Source organism: Micromonospora jinlongensis, from assembly GCF_013410645.1.
Taxonomy (GTDB): domain Bacteria; phylum Actinomycetota; class Actinomycetes; order Mycobacteriales; family Micromonosporaceae; genus Micromonospora; species Micromonospora zamorensis.
Genome location: NZ_JACCHK010000001.1, coordinates 2,246,108 through 2,270,101 on the forward strand (window position 1 = coordinate 2,246,108; position 23,994 = coordinate 2,270,101).

16 protein-coding genes are annotated in these 23,994 nt (G+C 70.2%); 7 read left to right on the forward strand and 9 right to left on the reverse strand.

Annotated features, from left to right (window positions below; genetic code table 11):
• Positions 1–7: 7 nt before the first annotated feature.
• Positions 8–1,969, reverse strand: coding sequence for an asparagine synthase (glutamine-hydrolyzing) (gene asnB / locus HNR22_RS09505; RefSeq protein ID WP_179780052.1), 1,962 nt, complete (start codon positions 1,967–1,969; stop codon positions 8–10).
• A gap of 128 nt (positions 1,970–2,097) precedes the next feature.
• On the opposite strand from asnB, the gene HNR22_RS09510 reads away from it, so the two are divergent.
• The 3 genes from HNR22_RS09510 to HNR22_RS09520 all read left to right on the forward strand — a co-directional run bounded on the left by HNR22_RS09510 (position 2,098) and on the right by HNR22_RS09520 (position 7,913).
• On the forward strand, positions 2,098–3,579 hold the full coding sequence (locus tag HNR22_RS09510; protein ID WP_179780053.1) for an aminopeptidase P family protein: 1,482 nt from the start codon (positions 2,098–2,100) through the stop codon (positions 3,577–3,579).
• 530 nt (positions 3,580–4,109) lie between these two features.
• Positions 4,110–5,963: a right-handed parallel beta-helix repeat-containing protein gene (locus tag HNR22_RS09515; protein WP_179780054.1), complete on the forward strand. Its 1,854-nt coding sequence runs from the start codon at positions 4,110–4,112 to the stop codon at positions 5,961–5,963.
• 303 nt (positions 5,964–6,266) lie between these two features.
• The gene (locus HNR22_RS09520; RefSeq protein WP_179780055.1) at positions 6,267–7,913 is read left to right on the forward strand and encodes a hypothetical protein; all 1,647 of its coding nucleotides are present in this window, start codon (positions 6,267–6,269) and stop codon (positions 7,911–7,913) included.
• Positions 7,914–7,994: 81 nt separating this feature from the next.
• Here the strand turns inward: HNR22_RS09520 and pulA are convergent, their stop codons facing one another.
• The 5 genes from pulA to HNR22_RS09545 all read right to left on the reverse strand — a co-directional run bounded on the left by pulA (position 7,995) and on the right by HNR22_RS09545 (position 16,330).
• Positions 7,995–13,490, reverse strand: coding sequence for a pullulanase-type alpha-1,6-glucosidase (gene pulA / locus HNR22_RS09525; RefSeq protein ID WP_179780056.1), 5,496 nt, complete (start codon positions 13,488–13,490; stop codon positions 7,995–7,997).
• A gap of 110 nt (positions 13,491–13,600) precedes the next feature.
• Entirely contained in the window at positions 13,601–14,290 is a 690-nt protein-coding gene (locus HNR22_RS09530; protein ID WP_179780057.1) for a cellulose binding domain-containing protein, read from the reverse strand.
• Positions 14,291–14,379: 89 nt separating this feature from the next.
• Positions 14,380–15,060, reverse strand: coding sequence for a hypothetical protein (locus HNR22_RS09535; protein WP_179780058.1), 681 nt, complete (start codon positions 15,058–15,060; stop codon positions 14,380–14,382).
• Positions 15,061–15,195: 135 nt separating this feature from the next.
• Entirely contained in the window at positions 15,196–15,585 is a 390-nt protein-coding gene (locus tag HNR22_RS09540; RefSeq protein WP_179780059.1) for a hypothetical protein, read from the reverse strand.
• A 37-nt stretch (positions 15,586–15,622) separates the two neighbouring features.
• Positions 15,623–16,330, reverse strand: a complete 708-nt coding sequence (locus tag HNR22_RS09545) for a hypothetical protein (protein ID WP_179780060.1) — start codon at positions 16,328–16,330, stop codon at positions 15,623–15,625.
• Positions 16,331–16,349: 19 nt separating this feature from the next.
• On the opposite strand from HNR22_RS09545, the gene HNR22_RS09550 reads away from it, so the two are divergent.
• From HNR22_RS09550 to HNR22_RS09560, 3 genes are all read left to right on the forward strand, one after another.
• Positions 16,350–16,538 (forward strand): hypothetical protein, encoded by a 189-nt coding sequence (locus HNR22_RS09550; RefSeq protein WP_179778425.1) that lies wholly within the window; start codon positions 16,350–16,352, stop codon positions 16,536–16,538.
• Between the two features lie 64 nt (positions 16,539–16,602).
• A complete protein-coding gene (locus HNR22_RS09555) occupies positions 16,603–17,325 on the forward strand; it encodes a dienelactone hydrolase family protein (protein ID WP_179780061.1) in 723 nt (240 codons plus the stop codon).
• Positions 17,326–18,555: 1,230 nt separating this feature from the next.
• Positions 18,556–19,218 carry a C39 family peptidase gene (locus HNR22_RS09560; RefSeq protein ID WP_179780062.1) on the forward strand — a complete coding sequence of 221 codons (663 nt, stop codon included), beginning with the start codon at positions 18,556–18,558 and terminating at the stop codon, positions 19,216–19,218.
• Between the two features lie 61 nt (positions 19,219–19,279).
• Here the strand turns inward: HNR22_RS09560 and HNR22_RS09565 are convergent, their stop codons facing one another.
• Positions 19,280–19,939: a VTT domain-containing protein gene (locus HNR22_RS09565; protein ID WP_179780063.1), complete on the reverse strand. Its 660-nt coding sequence runs from the start codon at positions 19,937–19,939 to the stop codon at positions 19,280–19,282.
• 277 nt (positions 19,940–20,216) lie between these two features.
• On the opposite strand from HNR22_RS09565, the gene HNR22_RS09570 reads away from it, so the two are divergent.
• On the forward strand, positions 20,217–23,069 hold the full coding sequence (locus HNR22_RS09570; protein ID WP_179780064.1) for an aconitate hydratase AcnA: 2,853 nt from the start codon (positions 20,217–20,219) through the stop codon (positions 23,067–23,069).
• Positions 23,070–23,190: 121 nt separating this feature from the next.
• Here the strand turns inward: HNR22_RS09570 and HNR22_RS09575 are convergent, their stop codons facing one another.
• The gene (locus HNR22_RS09575) at positions 23,191–23,436 is read right to left on the reverse strand and encodes a hypothetical protein (RefSeq protein ID WP_179780065.1); all 246 of its coding nucleotides are present in this window, start codon (positions 23,434–23,436) and stop codon (positions 23,191–23,193) included.
• A gap of 59 nt (positions 23,437–23,495) precedes the next feature.
• Positions 23,496–23,927 carry a hypothetical protein gene (locus HNR22_RS31295; RefSeq protein ID WP_246380774.1) on the reverse strand — a complete coding sequence of 144 codons (432 nt, stop codon included), beginning with the start codon at positions 23,925–23,927 and terminating at the stop codon, positions 23,496–23,498.
• Positions 23,928–23,994 lie beyond the last annotated feature (67 nt).

A 23,994-nucleotide genomic window follows, 5' to 3' on the forward strand; every position in this document is an offset into this window, starting at 1 on the left:
GCCGGGGTCAGCGGACCATGGAACCCACCACCGGCTTCGTGAGCAGGGCGGACTGGTTGCGCTGGATGCCCGGGTCGAGGGTCTTCGCCACGAAGATCGCGTGCCAGATGCAGAAGATCAGCACCGTCCACACCTTGCGGGAGTGGTCGGCCTCCTCCCGCTTGTGCTCGTCGAGCAGCCGCAGCGCGTACGACAGGTCGAGCAGGTCGCCCGCGCCCGAGGTGCTCAGCACGTGCCGGGCCCACTCGTACATCTCGCCGCGCAGCCACACCCGCGTCGGGGTCGGGAAGCCCAGCTTCTTGCGGTTGACGATGGCCGGCGGCACGACACCCTGCAACGCCTGACGCATCGCGTACTTCGTCGCGTCGGAGCGCGGCGGCAGCTTCAGGTCCACCGGGATCTTCGCCGCGACGTCGAACACCTCGCGGTCGAGGAACGGCACCCGCACCTCCAGCGAGTGCGACATCGAGATCCGGTCGGCCTTGACCAGGATGTCGCCGCGCAGCCAGGTGTAGAGGTCGACGTACTGCATCTTGGTGACGTCGTCCAGCTCGGTGCACTCGGCGTAGATCGGGGCGGTGACGTCGGTGTAGCGCACCGAGGGGTCGTAGCGGCGCATCAGGTGCTGCTTCTCCTCCTCGGTGAACATCCGGGCGTTGCCGTAGTAGCGCTCCTCGATCGGGGTGGTGCCACGCTCCAGGAAGCTCTTGCCCTTGACCCCCTGCGGGATCGCCTTGGAGACCGCGCGCAGACCCTTCTGCACACCGCCGGGCAGGCCGTTGACGGTCCCCAGCGACAGCGGCTCACGGTAGATCGTGTAGCCGCCGAAGAACTCGTCGGCACCCTCACCGGAGAGCACCACAGTGACGTGCTCCGCGGCCTTCTTGGCCACGAAGTAGAGCGGCACCAGCGCCGGGTCGGCCACTGGGTCGTCCAGGTGCCAGACGATCTTCGGCAGCGCGTCGATCATGTCCTGCGGACCGATCTTGGTGGGGATGGTGGTGACGTCCAGGTGCCGCGCCGACTCCTGGGCGACGTCGATCTCCGAATAACCCGGTACGTCGTAGCCGACGGTGAAGGTGAGGATGTTCGGGTTGAACTCGCGGGCCAACGCCACCACCGCGGTCGAGTCGATGCCGCTGGACAGGAACGAGCCGACCGGCACATCCGAGCGCATGTGCATGCGCACGCTCTCCCGCAGCGTCTCCCGGATCTCGTGGTAGAGCTTCTGCTCGTCGTCGACCGGCGCCGGCCGGAACACCGGCCGGTACCACCGGCGCACGTCGATGCGCCCACCCGGCGTCCAGTTCAGGTACTCCCCCGAGCCGATCCGGCTGATGCCCTTGTGCAGGGTGCCGGGCTCCGGGACGTACTGCAGCGTCAGGTAGTGACTCAGGTTGGCCGGGTCGACGCCCGCGTCGCCCTGGTAGTTGCTGTGCGCGAACGGCAGCAGCGCCTTCTTCTCCGACGCCAGGTAGAGGCCGTCGGCGGTCTCCAGGTAGTGCATGGGCTTGATGCCGAAATAGTCGCGGGCACCGAACGCGCGCCGCTCCTGCCGGTCCCAGATGACGAAGGCGAACATCCCCCGCAGCCGGGTGAGCACCTGCTCGCCCCAGAAGTGGTAGCCCGCCACGATGACCTCGCCGTCGCCGGCGGTGGCGAACTGCGCGCCGAAGTTCCTGATCAACTCCTCGCGCAGCTCGATGTAGTTGTAGATCTCGCCGTTGAAGGTGAGCAGGTAACGGCCGTTCGCGTAGGGCAGCGGCTCGTGGCTCGACGCGACGTCGATGATCGCCAGCCGCTTGTGGGCGAACACGCCGTCCGCGTACCGGCCGGAAGCGTCGCCGACCACCTCGACCCCGGTCTCGTCGGGGCCGCGGTGGTGCAGGCATTCCAACGCTCCGGCGATGTGGTCGCGATGCGCGGCGGCGTTACCGTTCGCGCTGAAGAAGGCCAGAAGTCCGCACATGGTGGTCATCTTTCCACGCGCGCTGTCGGCCCGTCGCAGCCGTCCGTCGATCCGCCCGCCGGGGGCGTCGCCGCGAACCGGGCGCGCGGTACCGTCGGGATCAGCAACGAGGCGGAGGGAGCGGCGCAATGACCGAGGGACAAACCGACGGTACGCCGACGGACGGCACGGAATCGCACGATCCGGACTTCCCGGAGGCGTTCCTGTCCTTCATGCGGCAGGGCTGGCGCGACACCGCGCTCCCCGTGGCGCCCCGGCCGGAGACGCCCAACTACGCCAAGAGGCGTGCCGCGCTCTCCGCGGCCTTCCCCGGCGAGACACTGGTCATCCCCACCGGCACCGAGAAGGTCCGGGCCAACGACACCGACTACCCGTTCCGGCCGGGCAGTGACTTCGCCTACCTGACCGGCGACCACGACGCCGACAGCGTTCTGGTGCTGCGCCCGAACGGCTCGGGGCACGACGCGACGCTGTACATGCGGCCCCGGTCGTCCCGGGAGACCGACGAGTTCTTCCGCAGCCGCAACGGCGAGCTGTGGGTGGGCCGGCGGCACACGCTCAGCGAGAAGTCGACCGAGCTGGGCCTGCCCACCGCCGACCTGACCGGCCTGGAGGCGACTCTCGCCGACCTGGCGCCGGGGCGTACCCGGGTGCTGCGCGGCTTCGACGCCGGCGTGGACGCGGCCGTCCGTGCCTACGACGGCCCGCGCGCCGGGGGGCAGCCGGCCCGCGACCGGGAGCTGGCGATCGCCATCTCGGAGATGAAGCTGGTCAAGGACGAGTGGGAGATGGGCCAACTCCAGGACGCGATCGACGCCACCGTACGCGGCTTCGAGGACGTCGCCCGGATCCTTCCGGCGGACCGCGCGGTCTCCGAGCGGCTCCTGGAAGGTGTCTTCGCGCTGCGGGCCCGACACGACGGCAACGACGTCGGGTACAGCTCGATCGTCGGCGCGGGCGAGCACGCCACGATCCTGCACTGGGTGCACAACCACGGCGCCACCCGGCCGGGTGACCTGCTGCTGATGGACATGGGTGTCGAGGGCCGCAACCTCTACACCGCCGACGTGACCCGGGTGCTGCCGGTGAGCGGGCGGTTCACCGCCCTGCAACGCCAGGTCTACGACATCGTGTACGCCTCGCAGCAGGCCGGCATCGAGGCCATCCGCCCCGGGGTGAAGTTCAAGGACGTCCACCTGACCTGCATGCGGGTGCTCGCCGAGGGCCTGTCCGAGCTGGGTCTGCTGCCGGTGAGCGTGGACGAGGCGATGGACGAGAAGTCGACGGTCTACCGGCGGTGGACGCTGCACGGCTTCGGCCACATGCTCGGCATCGACGTGCACGACTGCTCGAACGCCCGCAAGGAGACGTACCGCGACGGCGCGCTCGGCGAGGGCTACGTGCTCACCGTCGAGCCGGGGCTGTACTTCCAGCCGGAGGACGAGCTGGTCCCCGCCGAGCTGCGCGGCGTCGGCATCCGGATCGAGGACGACGTGCTGGTCACCTCGACCGGCGCGGTGAACCTCTCCGCCGGGCTGCCGCGCACCTCCGACGAGGTCGAGACCTGGCTGGCCGAGCAGCGCGAGGCGGGCCCCCGCCTGCCCGGCTGACCACCGCGCCAGCCCTCACCGCACCAGCCCTTCACGCACCGGCGTCGCCGCCAGCCGACCAACGGCCCGGCGGCGCCGGTGTGCCGTTGTCAACCAAGCCCTCCGGCCGGGCCAAGCGCCGGTCCCGGCGCCCACCCTTCGTGATCCACTCGCCTTTCACGGAAACCGCGCTGTCCAGGCCGCGCGGTTACCGCGTCTTCCGTGAACTCGAGTGGATCAACTCCTCGGCGCGCCTGCCGCGTGGACGGCGGGCGGCACGCAGGCCAGGTGGGCAACGTCCGTTCCCGCGACGGTGGTGACGTTCACCCACCCGAGTCGGCGTTTGCGCTGCTCACACCCTTTTCACCAACCCGGACCGCTTGCCCGCCGTCATCCGACCTGCGCCGAATGCGGGGTTATCTCGGATACGTCCGCATCGCGAAGATGGTTCTCATACGGTGGGGATCAGAGGCTGCAACCGATTTGTAGCTGGTCGTGGCGCCTCAGGCGGTGCGACCCCGTCTGGTAGCAGGAAAGGGCGGAAGGCTCTGATGTCCAACGACGTAACGAGTACCGACGGCGGGGCCTCGACAGCTCCGCCGACACGACGACGGCGGGCGCTGTGGGTCGCCGGCGTGGCCGGGCTGACCGGTGTGGTCGGTCTGGCGGCCCTCGGCGGCGTGGCCGCCAGGGATGACAAGCCCAAATCCGACCAGGTCTCCGACGCGCAGCCGTCGACCAACCGGCAGAACGTCAGCGACGCTGGCGGCGCGGACGAAGGCGGCGCCAAGGAAGCCGACGCTCAGGACGACGAGTGGAGCGGCGACGACTGGAGCGGCTTCGACGACCGGTCCGGCAAGGACGACAAGCGCCAGGACGACAAGCGCGACGAGAAGGACCGCACCAGGCAGGTCCCGTGCGACACGGACAAGCTGATCCAGGCCATCACGTTCGCGAACAACGAAGATGGTGGCGTGCTGGAGCTGGCCAAGGGCTGCACCTACACCCTGACCCGCAACCAGGACGGCAACGGCCTGCCGGTGGTCACCCAGCCCATCACCCTGAAGGGCGAGCACACCACCATCGGCCGTGAGGCCACCGCCGACTACTTCCGCATCCTCAACGTCGGCCCTGGCGGGCATCTCACCCTCAAGGGTCTGAGCATCAGGGGTGGTCAGACTCTTCAGTCACCGATGGCCGCCGACCCCGCGACGGTCTGGGCGCCGTACTCGACAGTGGTCCGGTCCACCGTGGCCGGCCCGGCGGCGAAGCCGGCAGCAACAACGGCGGCGAAGCCGGCAGCAACAACGGCGGCGAAGCCGGCAGCGGCAGCCAAGCCCGCGGCGACAACGGCGGCCAAGGCCGGAGCCAAGCCCGCAGCGACAACGGCGGCGAAGCCCGCAGCAGCCAAGGCGGCAGCGAAGCCCGCGGCCAAGCCCGCAGCGAAAGCGACGGCGAAGGCGGCAGCCGCCAAGCCGATCGCCGCGGAGGCGAAGCCGGCGGGGGCCGGGGCTGCGGTGCCTTTGGTCGAGCAGCCCGGGTTCACCGATGGCGCCGGGGTGCTGGTGCAGCCCGGTGGTCGCGCGGAGATCCTGGACAGCGAGTTGCTCTACAACCAGTCCGGTGGCAACGGCGGCGGCCTGGCCAACTTCGGCAGCACCAGGCTCAGCAAGACGACCGTGGCGCACAACACCGCCTTCTTCTTCGGCGGCGGCATCTTCAATGCCGGAGTGCTCCAGGTCGACGAGTCGAAGGTCAAGGACAACACGGGGATCATCGGCGGCGGCGGTATCGCCAACGGCGCGGCCGGGATCTTCACCGACAGCGTCGACGGTGGCTCGGTCTGGGTCTACAAGAGCGAGATCACCGACAACGAGACGCTCGGCTTCGGCGGTGGCGTCCTGGACGTCGAAGGCACCACGACCCTGCACCAGACGACGGTCAGCGGGAACACCGCTGTCCTCGCGGGCGGCGGCGTGGCCGTGGCCGACAGCCAGCTCACCCTCAAGGACGCCACGGTGTTCAAGAACAGCACCGCCGGTGTGGGTGGCGGTGTGGCGGTCACCTTCGACAGCGCCGCAACAGTGGAGAACAGCAAGATCAACGACAACACCGCCGGGTTCTTCGGCGCCGGCCTCTACAACGAGGACAGCGTCACCACGCTGCGCGACAGCGAGGTGGTGGGCAACCGGGCCGTCGGTCCGTTCGCCCGCGGCGGCGGCATCTTCAACACCGAGGGGAGCGAGGTGACGCTCCGCCGGACGAAGGTGGCGCACAACTTCTCCACCCTCCCGCCGGGGGGAATCTTCAACAGCCTCGGCGGCACGGTGACGCTGGACGACGAGTCGGCGGTCACTGCCAACCGCCCGACCAACTGCTTCAACGTTCTGGACTGCTTCGCCTGATCGGGTGGGGCTGAACCACATAGAGAGGGCACGCCCCTCCGAGCCGGTCACGGCCCGGAGGGGCGTGCCTGTTTGGGCAGCTCAAGGGCTCTCCCGGTCGGGTTGGGGTTCGTGTGCCGGAACCGAGGCCTCCGGACGGCCCTGGACGGAAGATGAACCTAATGTGGGCTTCTTTCGGATAAGCCCGCGAGGCGAGGAACCTTCTCATACGGTGGTTTTGGGAGCTACAACCGATTTGTAGCAGGGGACGCCCGTCTGACGGCGGCGACCCTGTCTGGTACGAGGAGAGGGCAGAGAGCTCCGATGTCCAACTACCTAACGAACAACGAAGCCTCCGGGCGGGCGACGGCAAAGCGCCGCCGCAAGCTCTGGCTCGCCAGTGGCGTAGCCGGTTTGACGGGCGTGATCAGTCTCGCGGCGGTTGGCGTCGCGGGCAGCGCCGGAGCCGTCGGCCTCGACTGGAACACCGCGCAGGTCAGCAAGGACGGCGACCAGCGGGGTGACGAGGGACGCGACTGGGACAAGGACAAGGGCGAGGACCGGAACAAGGACAGGGACAAGGACCACGAGCGCGGAAAGGAGGTGCCCTGCGACACCGACAAGCTGATCCAGGCGATCGTGTTCGCCAACAACAAGAACGGCGGTGTGCTGGAGCTGGCCAAGGGCTGCACCTACAACCTGACCCGCAACGACTACGAGGGCAACGGCCTTCCGGTGATCACCGAGCACATCACGCTCAAGGGTGAGCACACGACGATCTCCCGGGAAGCCACGGCGGACTACTTCCGGATCCTCAACGTCGGCAGCGGTGGACACCTCACCATCAAGGGCCTGACCATCAAGGGTGGCCAGACCCTCGAACTGTTCGACGCGGTCGAGCCGGCGGCGGTCTGGGCGTCCTACTCGGACTCCGAGGCGATCGCGGCGCAGGTGAAGGCGGGCGTTCCGCTGGACCAGGCGCTCAGCGCCCGGCAGGCGAACCCGAAGGCAGGTCTGAAGGCGGCACCGAAGGCCGCACCCAAGGCCGCGCCGAAGGCCCAGGGCGGCGTCGTCACGCCGCTCGTGCAGGAGCCGGACGAGAACGACGGCGCCGGCATCCTGGTCCAGCCGGGTGGTACCGCCGAGATCCTGGAGTCCGAGGTCGTCCTCAACCAGTCCGGCGGCAACGGCGGTGGCGTGGCCAACTTCGGTACCACGAAGATCTGGCACAGCACCGTCGCCCGCAACACCGCCTTCTTCTTCGGCGGCGGTGTCTTCAACGCCGGCCTGCTCAAGGTCGAGGAGTCGAAGATCACCGACAACACGGCCATCATCGGTGGTGGCGGTATCTCCAACGGTGCCGCGCCGATCTTCACCGATGACGTCGACGGCGGGACGGTCGAGTTGAAGAAGGCCGAGATCACCGACAACGAGACGCTCGGCTTCGGCGGCGGCTACCTCGACATCGGGGGCAACACCACGGCGTACGAGACCAAGTTCGTCTCGAACACCGCGGTCCTCGCCGGTGGCGGTCTCGCGGCGGCCGACAGCCAGCTGAACCTGCACCACGTCACGGTCGAGAAGAACAGCACCGCCGGTGTCGGTGGCGGTGTGGCCATCGCCTTCGACAGCGCGGTCACGTTCGAGAAGAGCAGCATCAAGGACAACACCGCCGGCTTCTTCGGCGGCGGGCTCTTCAACGCCGGCAGCGTCACCACGCTGCGCGACAGCGAGGTCGTCGGTAACCGGGCCATCGGTCCGATCGGGGTCGGCGGCGGCATCTTCAACATCTTCGGCGAGGTCAACCTGTCGAAGACGAAGGTCGCCCACAACTTCTCCACCTTCGCGCCGGGCGGTGTCTTCAGCTTCTTCGGAGAGGTGAACGTGGACGAGAAGTCCGCCATCACCGCCAACCGTCCGACCAACTGCCTGGCCATCCCGGGCGGCACCATCGAAAACTGCTTCGCCTGATCACCCTCGGGTGACAGCACAACTCCAGCACAACGGACCGGCCCCCTTCCGCACCACGCGGAAGGGGGCCGGTTCACGTCACTACCTCTGGACGAACACCGCCACGCTGCGCGCCGGGACACTGAACGTGCCGGCCGCCCGGTCGAACGAGGCGGTACGCAGCACCGGATCGGCCGAGTCGACCAGCACCGGGTGCAGTGCCACGTCCGCACCGCGCAGGTCGGTCACCGTCTGCTTCGCCGTCTCCGGGGTGCTGTTGAAGACGACGGTCAGCGACTTCCACGACCCGCCCAGCCCTCGGGCGTCGAGCGTCATGGTCAGCACGCCGGGCATCTCCTGCTCCCCGGACAACGGGAACGCCACCCGCTGCTGCACCTGCTCGGCGGTGGGCAGCCCGAACACCGGCGACGACGCCCGGATGCGCAGCAGCTCGGCGTAGCGGGCGTCGGTGGTGTTGATGGCCGCGCAGTCCGGCACCAGCGCCGGGTCCGCCAGCAGGGGCTTGGCGTACGACCACTTGTCCTCGTTGTCCTGCGCGGGCGGCAGACCGGCGCCGAACCCGTTGCCCCGCTCGCAGCCCCACCGGATCTGGTTGAACCAGTCTCCGGAGTTGTACGAGTTGCGGTCCAGTGACTTCGACCGCAGCCGTTCGGTGCCCGCGGTGACGAACCCGGTGCCCTGCCCCAGCACCACAGTGCCCAGCGCCAGCACCTGCATCCGGAGGCGGTCGGTCGCCGAGGTGGCCTGCGGCAGTTTGTACGCCAGCGCGTCGTACAGGATCTCGTTGTCGTGCGCGTCGACGTAGGTGACGGCCTCCCCCGGAGCGGCGGTGTAGCCGGCCGGGGAGCCGTTGTAGTCCACCTGCGCGCCGGTGACCTGCCGTCCGGCGGTGTCGGTGAACCGGTACCCGCGCAGGTTGCCGGTGAGCCCCACCTTGATCAGGTCGTGGGCGTGCAGCAGGCGTGCCTTCTGCTCGGCCGTTGACCCGTTGACCGCGTCGCCGTTCGGGTCGGTGTAGAGCCCGGACGCGAAGCCCTGCACGCGCGGGTTGGTGTCGAACGGTCCGCCGCCGCGTACCGCGTCGCGCAGCCGGTCGTTGAAGGTGCCGACGCCGGTGCCGGCCATGTTGGCCTGCGTGGCCTGGACGAAACGGGCGTCGCCCGCGACCTCGCCGAAGTTCCAGCCCTCGCCGTAGAGCATGATCGCCTTGCCGTCCACGCCGTCGCGGGCGATGGTCAGCCGGTCCAGGGCGCTGCGGACGGCCAGGATGTTCGCCTTCGGGTGGTGACCCATCAGGTCGAACCGGAAACCATCCACCTTGTACTGCTTCGCCCAGGTGACCAGCGAGTCGACGACCAGCTTGCCCATCATGGCGTGCTCGGGCGCTGTGTTCGCGCAGCAGGTGGAGTTGGCTACCGTGCCGTCCTCCAACAACCGGTGGTAGTAGCCGGGCACGACCTGGTCGAGCACCGACTTGTCGTCGACACCGGCCGCCGAGGTGTGGTTGTAGACCACGTCCATGACCACCCGCAGCCCGGCGCCGTTCACCCCGGCGACCATCCGCCGGAACTCGGTGGTCCGCGCCGCACCGACCGGGTCGACGGCGTAGCCGCCCTCCGGCACGGTGTAGTGCAGCGGGTCGTACCCCCAGTTGTAGCCGTCGGTTTCGGCGACCGCCGCCACGCACTTCTGCTGTTCCGCGGAGTCCGGCGGGAGCGCCGCCAGGTCGCAGGCGGGCTGCCGCTGGTCGGCCCGCTTCTCCGGGATCGTCGCGAAGTCGAACGCCGGCAGCAGGTGCAGGTGGGTGACACCGGCGTCACCGAGCGCCTTCAGGTGGGTCATGCCGGCGGTCTTCGGGTCGGTGAAGGCGAGGAAAGTCCCCCGCCGCTCGGCGGGCACGGTCTCGTCGGCGATGGAGAAGTCGCGGACCGACAGTTCGGAGATCTGCGCCTTCGCCGGGGGCACCGGCGCCGGTTTGCGCAGCGTCCGCCAACCCGCCGGGGCCAGCGCCGCATCGTTCAGGTCGACCAGCAGGCTGTGCGTGGAGTCCGCGGCGAGGGCCACCGAGTACGGGTCGGTCACCGACGCGGTGACCATCTTCTGCGCCGCCGGCTGCCACGCCCGCACCTGGTACCGGTAGTACCTGCCGACCCAACTGGAGTTGCCGCGCGCCGACCAGACGCCGGTGCGGTCGTCGCGGCGCATCGGCACGGTCCTCGGCACGGCGGTGGGCGAGTCGAACAGTTGCAACGTCACAGTGCGCGCGGTCGGCGCCCACAGCGCGACGCTCGGCGTCCGGCCCGCGAACGTCGGCCCGAGGGTGGCGTCGGTGGCCCGCGCGTACACGTCGTCGAGCACACCGGGGATCTGCACGCCGGTCGCCGCGAGCAGGGCACCCTCGGCGTCGCGCTCGGTGACCAGCAGCTGCCCGCGCAGCGCCGCCGGGACCTTGGCCAGGTCCGCCCGGTCCAGGGCGAAGCTACGGTACGACCACAGGTGCGGGAACGCCGTGCGCTGGGCCTCGGTGAGCCCGTTGCGCTGCGCCCGCAGCGGCAACGTGGTGTACGTCCCGGTCAGCTCCCCGTCGACCACACCGACCCCGCCCTCGGGCGCGACGACGAGCGCGTACGTCCTGCCGTCGGTCGGCGCGGTCTGCCACGCCACTGTGGAGCGGTCGATCCAGTGTGCCTTCTGCTTGCTGATGTCGGTGTCCGCGTTGACGCTGGTGGCCGTGGACGGCAGCAACCGGCCCGGCGTGGCGGCGAGCAGCCACACCTCCCGGCCCGCGCTGGCGAAGTCGAGCCGCTGGTCGTCGGGCAGGTCCTTGGTGTCGCCCTGGTGGATGATGTAGTTCAGCCCGGTCGCGCCAGCGGCCAGCGGCACCCGGAACACCGCCCCGAACGCGTCAATCCTGATGGGCTTCAGCGGCGCGGACCACTCGGTCGGGTTGGCCGCGCCGTCCCACAGGTGCAGGCCCCAGCCGTCGTAGTTGCCGTCGGCCCTCCGATAATGGATCACCGCGGTGCCCTCCTCGACCGCCGGATCCGGTTGACCGGTGGCCGCCTGCCTACTCGGGTAGACCGCCGGGTCGCCCTGCTTGAGCCACACCTCGCCGGTTGCCGTGACGTCGATGCTGCGGTCCTGCGCGACGTCCTTGTTGCCGTCGGAGTCGACCACCACGAAACCCACGGACTTCGCGCCCGGCTTGAGTTTCACCCAGGCGAACCGGCCGTAGGAGTCCTCCCCGGCGAACGGCTGCCCCTTGGGCCACTCGGTGACGTACGCCGGGTCGATGTCCCCCCAGGCGTACAGACTCCAGTCGTCGTACCCACCGGCGGGGCGCTGGTAGTGCACCACCGCCCACTCCCGGGACTTGCCCTGTGCCGGCGTACCCACGATCACCGTGGACCGGGCGGTCGCGGTGCGGCCCCGACCGTCGCGGACCACCGCCTTGTACTCGACGCGGGTGCCGCCGGCCAGGCCGGTCAGGTCGTGCTGCACGGTGTACGGCGCGCGGTCGGCGCTGCCCAGCAACGTCCACCGGCCACCCGCGACCCGGGCGGCGACGGTGACGGTGGCGAGCGGGTCACCGGTCACCTGGGCAGTGACCGCGGCCCGGGTGGCGACCAGCGCGTCCGGAGCCGGGCTGGTGATGGTGATGCGCGGCGCGGCGGCCGGGCGCGCGACGGGCGTGCCGGCCCGGTGCACCACCGCCGACAGCGGTGGCACGGTCAGGCTCAGCTTGCCGTCGGCGCCGGCCGTGGCGGTCTGGCTGCCGCCGTAGATGCCGGTGAAGGTGGCACCGGCCGACCAGGTGTCCACGGTGACAGTCTGCGCGGTGTCGGCGTTGTTCACCGCCACGACGTACTCGGTCCGGTCGGCGGGGGAGATCCGGGAGGCGGCGAAGACGCCCGGGCCGTCGGCGGCGTACCGGGTGACCTGCACACCGTCGCGCAGCGCGGGGTGCGCCTGGCGCAGCCGGCCCAGCTCGGCGATCGTCCGGTACAGCGGGTGGCTGGTGTCGAACTGGTCGCTGGCGTGGGTGCGGTCGGTGCCGAGCAGGTCGTCGTCCAGGTAGTCGGGGGTCTTCGAGGCGAACATGTCCTGCCGGGCGTCCTTGTCCCCACCGGGCCCGGTGAAGCCCTGCTCGTCGCCGGAGTAGACCACCGGTTGGCCGCGGGTCAGGAACATCAACTGGTGCGCGAGCTGGTCGCGGCGCAGGTGACTGGCCGGGTCGGTGCCACCACCGGCGACGAACGACCCGATCCGGCCCATGTCGTGGTTGCCGAGGAAGGTGGTGAGCCGGCCGGCGTCGGTGTCCCGGGCGGCGTAGAGGTCGTCGCGGGCGTACACGTCGGCGAGCGCCTTCGCCGACCCGGCACCGGCGGTGTAACCGCGCGCGGCCTCCTGGAAGGCGAAGTCGAGCGTCGCCGGCAGGCCACCCTGCCGCACGTAGCTGGAGCTGATCTCCGGGTCGGCGCTGTAGACCTCGCCGAACATGAAGAAGTCCTTCTTGCCGGCCTTCTCGGCGGCCCGCTCGATGCCCTGGCTGAACTGCGGCCAGAAGTCCATGTTGACGTGCTTCACGGTGTCCAGCCGGAACCCGTCGACGCCGGTCGCGCCGATCCAGTCCCCGTACGCCCTGGTCAGCCCCTGGACCACCTCGGGACGCTCGGTCCACAGGTCGTCGAGGCCGAAGAAGTCGCCGTACTCGCTGTTCTCACCGGCGAAGGTGGAGTCGCCCCGGTTGTGGTACATCGTGGCGTCGTTCAGCCACGCCGGGACCTTGACCGTCGCGTCCTTCGGCTCGGCGAACGTCGGGGTGTACGGAAACGACTCCTGGTCGACCGGAGGGAACGCGCGGCTGCCGTCGGCGTAGTTGCGGTCCTCGAACGCCCGCCCCTGCGCGTCGGTGTACGGCGAGGTCGCCTTGTCCACGTACGCGTATTTGTCCTCGGCGTACTTGATGACATCGGCGGTGTGGTTGACGATCACGTCGAGGTAGATCTTGATGCCGCGCTGGTGGGCGAGCTTGACCAGGCGCTTCATCTCCTCGTTGGTGCCGAAGTGCGGGTCCACCTGGGTGAAATCGGTGATCCAGTAGCCGTGGTAACCGGCCGAGATGTCGTCGCCGGCGCCCTGCACCGGCCGGTTCTTGAAGATCGGGGCGAGCCAGATGGCAGTGGTGCCCATCCCCTGGATGTAGTCCAACTTGTCGATGACGCCCTTGAGGTCACCGCCGTGGTAGAAGCCCTTGTCGGCCGGGTCGAGCCCGGTCCGCAGCCGGTCACCGGTGAGGCCGCCCCGGTCGTTGCGGGGGTCACCGTTGGCGAACCGGTCCGGCAGGACGAAGTAGAACTGCTCGGCCCGGGCCGAGCTGTCGCCCGCCTTCAGCAGCGCCTCGGCGGAGGGTTCGTTGCTCCACTGGGCGGCGCCGCCGACGGCGACGGGGACACCGGCGGACGTCCGAGGGGCCGCGTTGGCGGCCGGGGGCACGGCGACCGAGGTGCCGACGAGCGTCAAAGTGAGCAGGGAGACGAGGGCCAGGGTGGTGCGCGGTTTCGGCGGGGGTGTCATCGACGCCTTCCTCTGGTCGCTGATTGGCCGCACGCTAACCCTTGCCGAAACATTCTGCAATACCTTGCAAACACAGTCGCAACACAGCAGAGTCCTTGCGGAAACGCGGCTCAGAGCCCGCCGCAGCGCACCCCGTCGACGGTGCACAGTCGCGGCGTACTGGACGTCCGCTCCATGTGGAACCGCAACGACACCGACCCACCGGCCCGCACGTCCACCCCGCTGACGTACGTGAAGCCGTCGTCGGACTGCCGCACCGTCCCCTGGGGAACACCCTCCACCCAGGCGGTCACGAACCGTCCGCCGGAGAACTCCAGCCGCACCGTCCAACCACGGCTCTGGGCAGACGCGTTGACCATCGACACCTCGCCGATGAATCCGCCGTCGAAGCTCTGCACCACCCGGTACCGGCCAGTCACCGCCGGCCGCACCTGCGGCGCCCGACTCGGCGACCGCGTCGCCGTCGGCCCACCCGTCGACCCGACAGACGGGGCCACCGACGGTGACGGCGTCGCGGCGCTCGGCGGCAACCCGCTCGCACGCGCGGACAACCCCGGCAACGCACCTGCCGGCGACGACGCCGGTGCGGGTTCGCTCGGCGCGGCCTCCGCCGACGGCAGCGGCACCACCGGCGGCGCCGACGCGCCGTCCGGGGCCGGATCAGGCCCCCGGTACGTGCCCAGGGCCACGAAGAGCAGGACCACCATCACGACGACACCAGCCCCCACCACGATCCAGGGCGACGACACGATGGCAACCGGACCGGGCGACAGTCGCGGGAAGCGACGCATGCCGGACATGTACCTCCCTCAGCGGGCCGTCCGGGCAGCGTAGCGACCGGCGGGCGGGCCGGGAAGCGCCGCCGCCGCACCCACGGCGCGAAACCAGCTCAGCCGAGCCGACAGTCGATCCCGTTGATCGTGCACCGGCGCGGCCGCTCCGCGGACTCACCCCACCCGAGGCGCAGCCGCAGCGTCCGCGAACCACCCGGGTCCAGCGAACGGGTCCCCCGCAACACGAACTCGCCGTTGCCGCGCCCCCGCACCGAGATCCCCTCGTCGTCAGCGACGCGCAGTGCCCACAGGTCGTCGTCGAACGTCAACTCCACCACCCAGTCCACCGACCGGCTCGACTTGTTCGCGATCGACAGCACCGCCGCGTCCCCGTCCCGGCCGTTCGTGCCGACCTCGTACCGGGCGCTGACCGTCTCCGCCACCAGGGGCGTCGACACCGCCGAGGCGCTCGTCCGCCCCGGCGTCGGAGAGCCGGTCACGCTGGCTCGCGGCGACGGCGTCCGACTGCTACGCGACGGCCGAGGCGACACCGAACGCCGCTCCACACCAGTCGGGGTCGGCCCACCCGTCGCCGACGCCGCAGCCGGCACGGTCGGCAGGAACACCGGAGGCGCGGCCTGCGGTCTGGCGTCGCGCTCCCTGGTCCGGAACGACAACAGCGCGATCACCAGGAGCACCACCAGCGCACACACACCGAGCAGCACCACGATCCACGGCACCGATGCCAACACCCGAGCCGCCCGCGTCCCCGTCGCACCATCCGGCCGCACCGCCATCAGGTCTCCCCTCGTCCCCACCGACGCGACAGCGTAGCCAGCACCAGCCAGACCGGAAACCAGGCGGGTACGGATCGGGCCGACCGGCCGACGCGCCACGGAAAACGGCCCGCCCCGGCGGACGTTCCCGCTCGGTCAGGCCGTCCGGACGACCGTGCAGATGAGCGGCCCCTCGTCCGAGGTGCGCAGCAGATAGCGGTACCGCTCCCCCGGAACCGACTGCCCCCGGCTGTCCAGGAACTCCCACTCCACCGCCACCATCGTCAACAGCGCGGACAGCGGCTGCACGTCCTCGATCCGGGCATGCGCCGCGATCAGCTCCCGCTCCTGGTAGTCGGGTGTGGCGCCCACGAAGGACAACGCCACCGCCGCCGGTGACGTGAACGAGAAGCTGTAGGTGTCGGCCACCACCAACCCCGGGAGGGCGTAACAGCCAGCGAGAGCCGGCAGGTCGCCGGAGGTCAGCGCCACCCCGTACCGGTCGAAGAAGTCGGCCAACGTGTCGAGATTCGTGGGAGCGTTCACGGCAAGGGCAATTGCCGGTCACCGGCCAGGTCAAACCTCAACGCGGCGGTACACGTACCTCAATCTCCGAACCCAGCCGGGCATCGTCGGCCAGACCCAGGTCGTCCCCGCTCCAGAACCGCCCCGGGTCATACCAGTTCGGACGCCGCCCCGCCGGCAACAACCCCATCGCCTCGTAGGTCACCGCGACCACCTCGGCGCAGTACGCCGTCTCCAGTGCCCGGTCCCGCTCCGCCGGAGTGGACGGGGTCGCTCCGGTCGGCGTCGGCTGTGGTGTCGACCGGCCGGGGCGTGGCAGCGCAAGCCGGCCGGGGCGTGGCAGCGCCGGCACCCGACCACGCACCCACCGCCACGCCAACTGGGCCGTCGACGGGAACGGCGTGCCGTCCAACCGCGCGATCGTCCGCAGCACCGCCCGCTCCATCTCCCCGTCGGCCGGCGGATCGAGCTGCCGCAGCCAGGCCCGCTGGCCGTACCGGTTGGCCCACACGGAGACCGCGTCCCGCAGGTCGTGCAACTGGACGCCACGCTGGTGGGTGCCCGACCACAGATCGGGCAGCGACCTGCCCAGCTCCGCGTGCCACATCAACGGCGGCATGTCGTCGAGCACCACCGCCATCCCGACGTGGTTGACCGGGCTGTTGGTGGTGAACTGGATCGCCCGGTCCGGCACGCTGCGACCCCGGAACACCCACACGTCACCGGTGCGGGTCAACTCGACGGCCTCATCCAGGCTGATGCTCATGAGGGTCTAGCCTAGGCCGATGCGGCAACGAATGCGGTGGTGGAAGGTTCTCGGGCTCGCCGGCCTCGCCGGCGTCGCGGCTTCCGGCGTGGTCATCGCGCGCGCTGAACGGCGCCGACGCGCGTACACCCCGGAGGAGATCCGGCAGCGGCTGCTGGAACGACACGCCCAGGCCGGCGACGCCACGAAGCCCACCGACCCCGCCTGACCACCCACCTCTGTGGATCGTCGACGGGGCACCTGAGCAGGCACATGATCGATATCATCGGGGCATGACGACGCCTGTCGCACAACGGCCCTTCGTCCTGTCCTCCCCTGCCGCGCCGGTCGAACGGCACGGCAACGTCGACCTGCACCTACCCACCCGCGCCGACCCCGCACCCGCCGTCGTGGTGGTGCACGGCGCCCCGCTGCCGCCCGACGCAGCCGACCCCCGCGACTGGCTTCTCTACCGCGGCTACGGCGCACTGCTCGCCGACAGCGGCGTGGTCACCGCAGTGATCAGCTACCAGGTAACCGACCTGTCGGCCCTCCCCGCCGCAGCCGACGACATCGCCGCGATGGTCGAGCAGGTCCGCGCCGACCCGCGCGTCGACCCCGAGCGGGTAGTGCTGTGGTTCTTCTCCGGCGGAGGCCTCTTCGCAGCCGACTGGCTGCGCGCGGCACCAACATGGCTACGCGGGATCGCGCTCACCTACCCGCTGCTCGTCCCCTTCCCCGGCTGGGAGGTCGCCCCCCGGTTCCTGCCCGTCGACGCACTCGACTCGGGGGCGCACGTTCCTCTGGTGCTGACCCGGGCCGGACGGGACATCCCACCGGTCCTGGCCGGCATCGAAGCATTCCTCCCGGCGGCGACCGCCCACGGCTGGCCGATACAGGTGATCGAGGTGCCGGACGGTCAGCACAGCTTCGACATCCTCGACCACAACCCACAGTCGGAGGCCGCCGTCGTGACCGCCCGAGACGCAGTCCTCGACCTGCTGAAGGCGACCTGACCCACTCTCGGGCTTGCGCGGTCCGCGGTCCGCGGCCGGCGGTCCGCGGTCCGCAGTCCGCAGTCCGCGGTCCGCAGTCCGCAGTCCGCGGTCCGCGGTCCTCTGGGTCGCCCATGATCGTGCTCGATCCTGGTTGTAGTGGCCTCGTCGGCGCCGGATGGGGCCTGTTTCCTGGATCGAGCGTGACCTTGAGGTGGTGCGTCGCGTTTGGCGTCCCCGGCAGCGGTGTCCGGATCTCCACCACGGTCAACAACATCAGGGAAACTGCTGCCTCGCCGGGACGTGAGGCAGCAGTTTCCCGGAAGCTGCGGAGATCACGACGATGCCGAGCGGTCTGGGCCGGAAACGCCGAACGTCGCCCCAGCCGCGCCCTTTGATGGTCAACCCTGCTCGCGCCCGGGCCTCACCGGTCGACGGTGGAGGCATGCCTCCCCGCATGATCGTGCTCGATCCTGGTTGTAGTGGCCTCATCGACGCGGGATAGGGCCTATTTCCTGGATCGAGCGCGACCTTGAGGTGATGCGTCGCGTCTGGCGTCCCCGGCGGCGGTGTCCGGATCCCCACCCAGTCCAAGATCCGCGCAACATCAGGGAAACTGCGGCCTCGCCGCGACGTGAGGCAGCACTTTCCCGGAAAGTGCGCGCATCTCGGATTGCCCACGACGTGGGTTCCGGGGCACGGTGTCCGGTTTCGGGATGCCACCCTGGGGTCAGTGTCCGGTTTCGGCGTGGGCGTCTCGTGGTCGGGGCCACCCTGACGGCGGAATCGTGGGCCGGGCGGGGTCGTTATACCTGGCATGCCACCGCGACTTCGGGTCGTGGGGCGCGGCAGCCGCCGGGAACACCCGACCGGCCGCCCTGGTTACCTCCCCCGGAGCACCCGCCGCCAGTGGGCGGAATGCGTCGCCGGCCCGGCCGGTTACACCCCGGAGCACCCTGGCGGGGAGCCCGGCGGAATCACTCGCCGGCCCGGCCGGTTACACCCCGAGCCACACAGGCCGGGAGCCCGGCGGAATGACTCGCCGGCCCGGCCGGTTACACACCCCGCACCCCCGAGCACCACAAGCCGGGAGCCAGGTGGAATCACCCGCCGCCCCGCACCGTTACACCCTTACCCGACGCCGGCCCCCGTGGCCGCCGGGCAAGAACATCGAAGCTTCCCCCCTTGAACGTGCGGCACGCCCACCCCCCGGGCGTGCCGTGCACCCCCGATGCAGAGGAGCACGCCATCATGCGTACCGATCTGATTCGTAAGACCGCTCTGACCGCTGCTGGTCTCGCCTTCACCGGTGGTGCGATCGTTGGACCTGTCACCACCGCCTTCGCCGCCCCGAACACCAGCAAGCCGGCGTCGCAGGCGCAGACCGACCGCAAGGGCCACGGTGAGCGTCAGCTGGGCGTGCGCTACGAGGCGCAGCCGAACTTCTACTACTGCGGCCCCGCCGCCGCCCGCAACGCCCTGTCCGTACAGGGCAAGGACATCAGCGTCGACGCCATGGCCAAGGAGATGGGCACCACCGAGGCCGGCACCAACTCCATCAACGACATCACCCCCGTGCTGAACAAGGAGACCGGCAAGAACGACGCCTACCACTCCGTCGAGATCAGCACGCCCGCGGCAGACGACAAGCAGACCGACAAGCTGCGCGCCGACATCGTCAAGACCGTCGACGACGGCCGTGCTGTGGTCGCCAACATCGCCGGCACCACCACTGACACCGACGGTGGTATCCACTCCTTCGAGGGTGGGCACTACATCAGCGTCGTCGGCTACCGCGACAACGGCAACATCGTCAAGATCGCCGACTCCGCCGACCCGAACACCGCCTCCTACGAGGTCACCGTCGAGCACCTCGCCGACTGGATCGCCACCCGCGGCTACGCCGCCAGCTAAGAGGCACGCACGACGAAGGGCCGGACCCCACCACGGGGTCCGGCCCTTCGTCATGCCTGGGTCAGGTGTCGCTGTGGGCGCGCGCCGGCTCGGTGTCGGGCGCCGAGGGCTCGGCGGCCTCCAGCCGATGGGCTCGTCGGCGCAGCCACCAGGTGCTGGCGAGACCGGCGATCACGGCGAGGACCAGCCCGGCCCAGGAGATGTCCTTGAGCCAGTGCTCGGCCGCCCGGCCCACGGTGAACAGCAGGTAGGTGGTGCCGAACGCCCAGACCAGGCCTCCGGCCGCGTTGGCCAGCAGGAACCGCCGGTACGGCACGTGCAGCGCCCCGGCGAGCGGCCCGGCCAGGATTCGCAGGAGTGCCACGAAGCGATCGAAGAACACGGCCCAGACTCCGTACCGGGCGAAGCTCTGTTCCGCGCGGGCAAGTTGGGCGGGGCCAAGATGGCGGGGAAAGCGGCGACCCAGTCGGGCGAGAAGTGGGCGGCCACCCCGGCGGCCCACCGCGTACCCGATGGAGTCACCGACGATCGCGCCGGTGGCCGCGGCGGTGGCCACCCACTCCGGTTCCACCACGCCGGTGGCGGCGAGCAGGGCGGAGCTGACCAGGACGATCTCACCCGGCAGAGGCACACCCATGCTCTCCACGCCGATCACCCCGCCGACGAGCAGGTAGACCGCGATCGGCGGCAGCGACTCGAGCCAGTGCTGGACATCGAACACGGTGACCCCTTCCGGCCGGCCTCGAACCCTACCCGTGGCAATCCGATCGCAGGGCGCACCGCGGCGGCCGCCAGGTTCAGGTGGCATGACCCACGCCCCGAAGGGCGTCCTAGGAGGCTAGGGGTGGTGGTGGACCGGGAGCTGACAGCTGGGTTGCACAACTAGCAAGACGGACGTACGGTTTTGTTGAGAGCGGAATCGGCGGTAAGTGTCACCTAACCTCGGCGGCCCCCCGACCGGTGCGACAGACTGCTCAGGACTACTCACGGTCGCTGGTGTGAAGGAGTACGACGTGGCGAGCCTCGACACCTTCGGTGCGAAGACCCAGCTACGCGTCGGAGACGCGAGCTACGAGATTTTCAAGATCGACAAGGTGGACGGCCACGCCCGGCTGCCGTACAGCTTGAAGGTCCTGCTGGAAAACCTGCTGCGGACCGAGGACGGCGCGAACATCACCGCCGACCACATCCGTCAGCTCGGCGGGTGGGACTCCACCGCCGCCCCGAGCGTGGAGATCCAGTTCACCCCGGCGCGGGTGCTCATGCAGGACTTCACCGGCGTGCCCTGCGTGGTCGACCTGGCCACCATGCGCGAGGCGGTGCGAGACCTGGGCGGTGACGCCAGCAAGGTCAACCCCCTCGCCCCGGCCGAGCTGGTCATCGACCACTCGGTGATCGCCGACCTGTTCGGCCGCGAGGACGCGTTCGCCCGCAACGTCGAGCTGGAGTACGAGCGCAACAAGGAGCGTTACCAGTTCCTGCGCTGGGGCCAGACCGCGTTCAACGAGTTCAAGGTCGTCCCGCCGGGCACCGGCATCGTGCACCAGGTCAACATCGAGTATCTGGCCCGCACCATCATGGAGCGCAACGGCCAGGCCTACCCGGACACCGTGGTCGGCACCGACTCGCACACCACGATGGTCAACGGCCTGGGCGTGCTGGGCTGGGGCGTCGGCGGCATCGAGGCCGAGGCCGCGATGCTCGGCCAGCCGGTCAGCATGCTGATCCCCCGGGTGGTGGGCTTCAAGCTGTCCGGCGAGATGCCGGCCGGCACCACCGCCACCGACCTGGTGCTGACCATCACCGAGATGCTGCGCAAGCACGGTGTGGTCGGCAAGTTCGTGGAGTTCTACGGCCCCGGCGTGAGCGCCGTGCCGCTGGCCAACCGGGCCACCATCGGCAACATGTCCCCGGAGTACGGCTCCACCGTGGCGATCTTCCCGATCGACGCGGAGACGATCCGCTACCTGGAGCTGACCGGCCGCGACGCCGCGCAGGTCGCGCTCGTCGAGGCGTACGCCAAGGAGCAGGGCCTCTGGCACGACCCGGACGCCGAGCCGGACTACTCGGAGCGCCTGGAGCTGGACCTGGGCTCCATCGAGCCGTCGCTCGCCGGCCCGAAGCGCCCGCAGGACCGGGTGCCGCTGGGCGCGGCGAAGACGCTGTTCCGCGGCGCGCTGACCGACTACGTCGCGGACGACTCCGTCGGTGAGCGTGACCTCAAGCCGGGCGTACCCCGCGAGGAGCTTCCGCGGGGCGCGAATGGCCCGGCCGACGAGGCCAGCGCCGAGTCGTTCCCGGCCAGTGACCCGCCGGCCAACGAGTTCAGCGACCCGGCCGACGAGCCGCGCGACCTGGAGACCGCCGCTGTCGGTGCCGGCGGTCGCGCCAGCAACCCGGTCCGGGTCACCGGTGCCGACGGTGTCGAGTACGAGTTGGACCACGGCGCCGTGGTGATCGCCGCGATCACCTCGTGCACCAACACCTCCAACCCGCAGGTGATGATCGGTGCCGCGCTGCTGGCCCGTAACGCCGTCGACAAGGGCCTGACCCGCAAGCCGTGGGTGAAGACCACCCTGGCGCCCGGCTCGAAGGTCGTCATGGACTACTACGAGCGGGCCGGTCTCACGCCGTACCTGAACAAGCTCGGCTTCAACCTGGTCGGCTACGGCTGCACCACGTGCATCGGCAACTCGGGCCCGCTGCCCGAGGAGGTGTCCGCCGCGGTCAACGAGCACGACCTGTCGGTGGTCTCGGTGCTCTCCGGCAACCGGAACTTCGAGGGCCGGATCAACCCGGACGTCAAGATGAACTACCTGGCGTCCCCACCGCTGGTGGTCGCCTACGCCCTCGCCGGCACGATGGACATCGACCTGGCCAACGAGCCGATCGGTGAGGACACCGAGGGCAACCCGGTCTACCTGCGGGAGATCTGGCCGAACAGCGCCGAGATCCAGGACGTCATCGCCCAGGCGATCGGCGCCACCGGGTTCAGCGCCGCGTACGCCGACGTCTTCGCCGGCGACGAGCGGTGGCAGTCGCTGCCCACCCCGACCGGTGACACCTTCGCCTGGGAGAACGACTCCACCTACGTGCGCAAGCCCCCGTACTTCGAGGGCATGCAGCAGGAGCCGAGCCCGGTCGTCGACATCGCCGGTGCCCGGGTGCTGGCCAAGCTGGGTGACTCGGTGACCACCGACCACATCTCGCCGGCTGGCTCGATCAAGGCCGACTCCCCGGCCGGCACGTACCTCGCCGAGCACGGCGTGCCGCGCCACGAGTTCAACTCGTACGGCTCCCGCCGGGGCAACCACGAGGTGATGATCCGGGGCACCTTCGCCAACATCCGGCTGCGCAACCAGCTGGTGCCCGGGGTGGAGGGCGGTTTCACCGTCAACCACCTCACCGGCGAGCAGACCTCGATCTACGACGCCTCGATGGCCTACCAGGAGGCCGGCATCCCGCTTGTCATCCTGGCCGGCAAGGAGTACGGGTCGGGCTCGTCGCGGGACTGGGCGGCCAAGGGCACCATGCTGCTGGGCGTCCGAGCTGTCATCGCCGAGTCGTACGAGCGGATCCACCGCTCCAACCTCATCGGCATGGGCGTGCTGCCGCTGCAGTTCCCGGTGGACGTGACCGCCGAGTCGCTCGGCCTCACCGGCACCGAGACGTTCACCATCACCGGGGTGACCGCGCTCAACGACGGCGAGACCCCGCGCACCGTGCAGGTCAGCACCGACACCGGCGTGGAGTTCGACGCCGTGGTGCGGATCGACACCCCGGGTGAGGCGGATTACTACCGGCACGGCGGCATCCTGCAGTACGTGCTGCGCCGCATGATCGCCAACTGATCGCGTACGGCTGGTTGAGGGCCGCTCCCGCTTCGGCGGGGGCGGTCTTCGCCGTTGGAGCCGAGGAAGGCTTGCGGTCAGAGCGCCCGGCGGCGAACGGCACGGGCCGGATGCCGGCCGGTCACGCCGGTCCGCTCCGGGTGTCCGGGAGCGCGAGGGCAGCCAGCCGTTGGTCTATCGCCGCATCCACCTGCCGCATCTCGTAGCCACGTAGCCGCCGTCGCAGGCTGGCCGCCCGAAGCGCGTCTCGCGCGGCAGCCCGTGACACAGCGCTGTCGGTAGCCAGAGCCCCGTCGACCTCGGCAAAGAGACTCTCGACCTGACGCATGTCATAACCGCGCAGAGCAGTTTCGAACGGCAATGTCATGCGGCCACCATATCGGTCGCCGGCTAGTGTCCAACAGGGATGCGCGACCGGGTGGACGCTCAGCGCAGCCGCAGCGCGACCGCGCGGGCCTCCTCGTCGGTGAGGGGCAGAAACCAGAGGAAACGGCGGACGATGGCGACCGGATCGGGGCCGCCCTGCTGGCCGCGCAGGTCGCGGATCGCCCGGCGGGTGATCCGCGAGAACTCGGGGATCAGGGTCGCGCGGCGGGCGGCGTCGGTCGGGATCGCGCGCAGCGCCGGGCAGGGCCAGTCCTGACCGCAGGCGTCGCACGTCCACAGAGGGCCGTCGGCGGTGTGCGCGACAGGCGGGCCGCACCGGGACCGCCAGCGAGCTTCGGGTACGGCGTTCGGCGCGCGACCCGGGCCACGGTACGGAGGGTGCCGAGGCCCGGTCGGGCGGGGCAGGCTCGGCCTGACCGGTGGCGAGCCGCCCGTCGGCTTCGGGTGGTTCCGGGGCGTGTCCTCGGGCATTCTGTGCTCCCTCCTCGACACTGTCTCAACACACCCTGCCGAGAGTTGCCAAACAATCACACCGCGT

What these genes read in the sequence shown, in the direction of transcription:
- HNR22_RS09545 (WP_179780060.1), bottom strand. Translation starts at nt 16,330, where the DNA reads ATGAGCATCAGCCTGGATGAGGCCGTCGAGTTGACCCGCACCGGTGAC.
- pulA (WP_179780056.1), bottom strand. Translation starts at nt 13,490, where the DNA reads ATGACACCCCCGCCGAAACCGCGCACCACCCTGGCCCTCGTCTCCCTG.
- HNR22_RS09575 (WP_179780065.1), bottom strand. Translation starts at nt 23,436, where the DNA reads ATGACATTGCCGTTCGAAACTGCTCTGCGCGGTTATGACATGCGTCAG.
- HNR22_RS09560 (WP_179780062.1), top strand. Translation starts at nt 18,556, where the DNA reads ATGCGTACCGATCTGATTCGTAAGACCGCTCTGACCGCTGCTGGTCTC.
- HNR22_RS31295 (WP_246380774.1), bottom strand. Translation starts at nt 23,927, where the DNA reads ATGCCCGAGGACACGCCCCGGAACCACCCGAAGCCGACGGGCGGCTCG.
- asnB (WP_179780052.1), bottom strand. Translation starts at nt 1,969, where the DNA reads ATGTGCGGACTTCTGGCCTTCTTCAGCGCGAACGGTAACGCCGCCGCG.
- HNR22_RS09510 (WP_179780053.1), top strand. Translation starts at nt 2,098, where the DNA reads ATGACCGAGGGACAAACCGACGGTACGCCGACGGACGGCACGGAATCG.
- HNR22_RS09555 (WP_179780061.1), top strand. Translation starts at nt 16,603, where the DNA reads ATGACGACGCCTGTCGCACAACGGCCCTTCGTCCTGTCCTCCCCTGCC.
- HNR22_RS09520 (WP_179780055.1), top strand. Translation starts at nt 6,267, where the DNA reads ATGTCCAACTACCTAACGAACAACGAAGCCTCCGGGCGGGCGACGGCA.
- HNR22_RS09550 (WP_179778425.1), top strand. Translation starts at nt 16,350, where the DNA reads ATGCGGCAACGAATGCGGTGGTGGAAGGTTCTCGGGCTCGCCGGCCTC.
- HNR22_RS09530 (WP_179780057.1), bottom strand. Translation starts at nt 14,290, where the DNA reads ATGTCCGGCATGCGTCGCTTCCCGCGACTGTCGCCCGGTCCGGTTGCC.
- HNR22_RS09535 (WP_179780058.1), bottom strand. Translation starts at nt 15,060, where the DNA reads ATGGCGGTGCGGCCGGATGGTGCGACGGGGACGCGGGCGGCTCGGGTG.
- HNR22_RS09515 (WP_179780054.1), top strand. Translation starts at nt 4,110, where the DNA reads ATGTCCAACGACGTAACGAGTACCGACGGCGGGGCCTCGACAGCTCCG.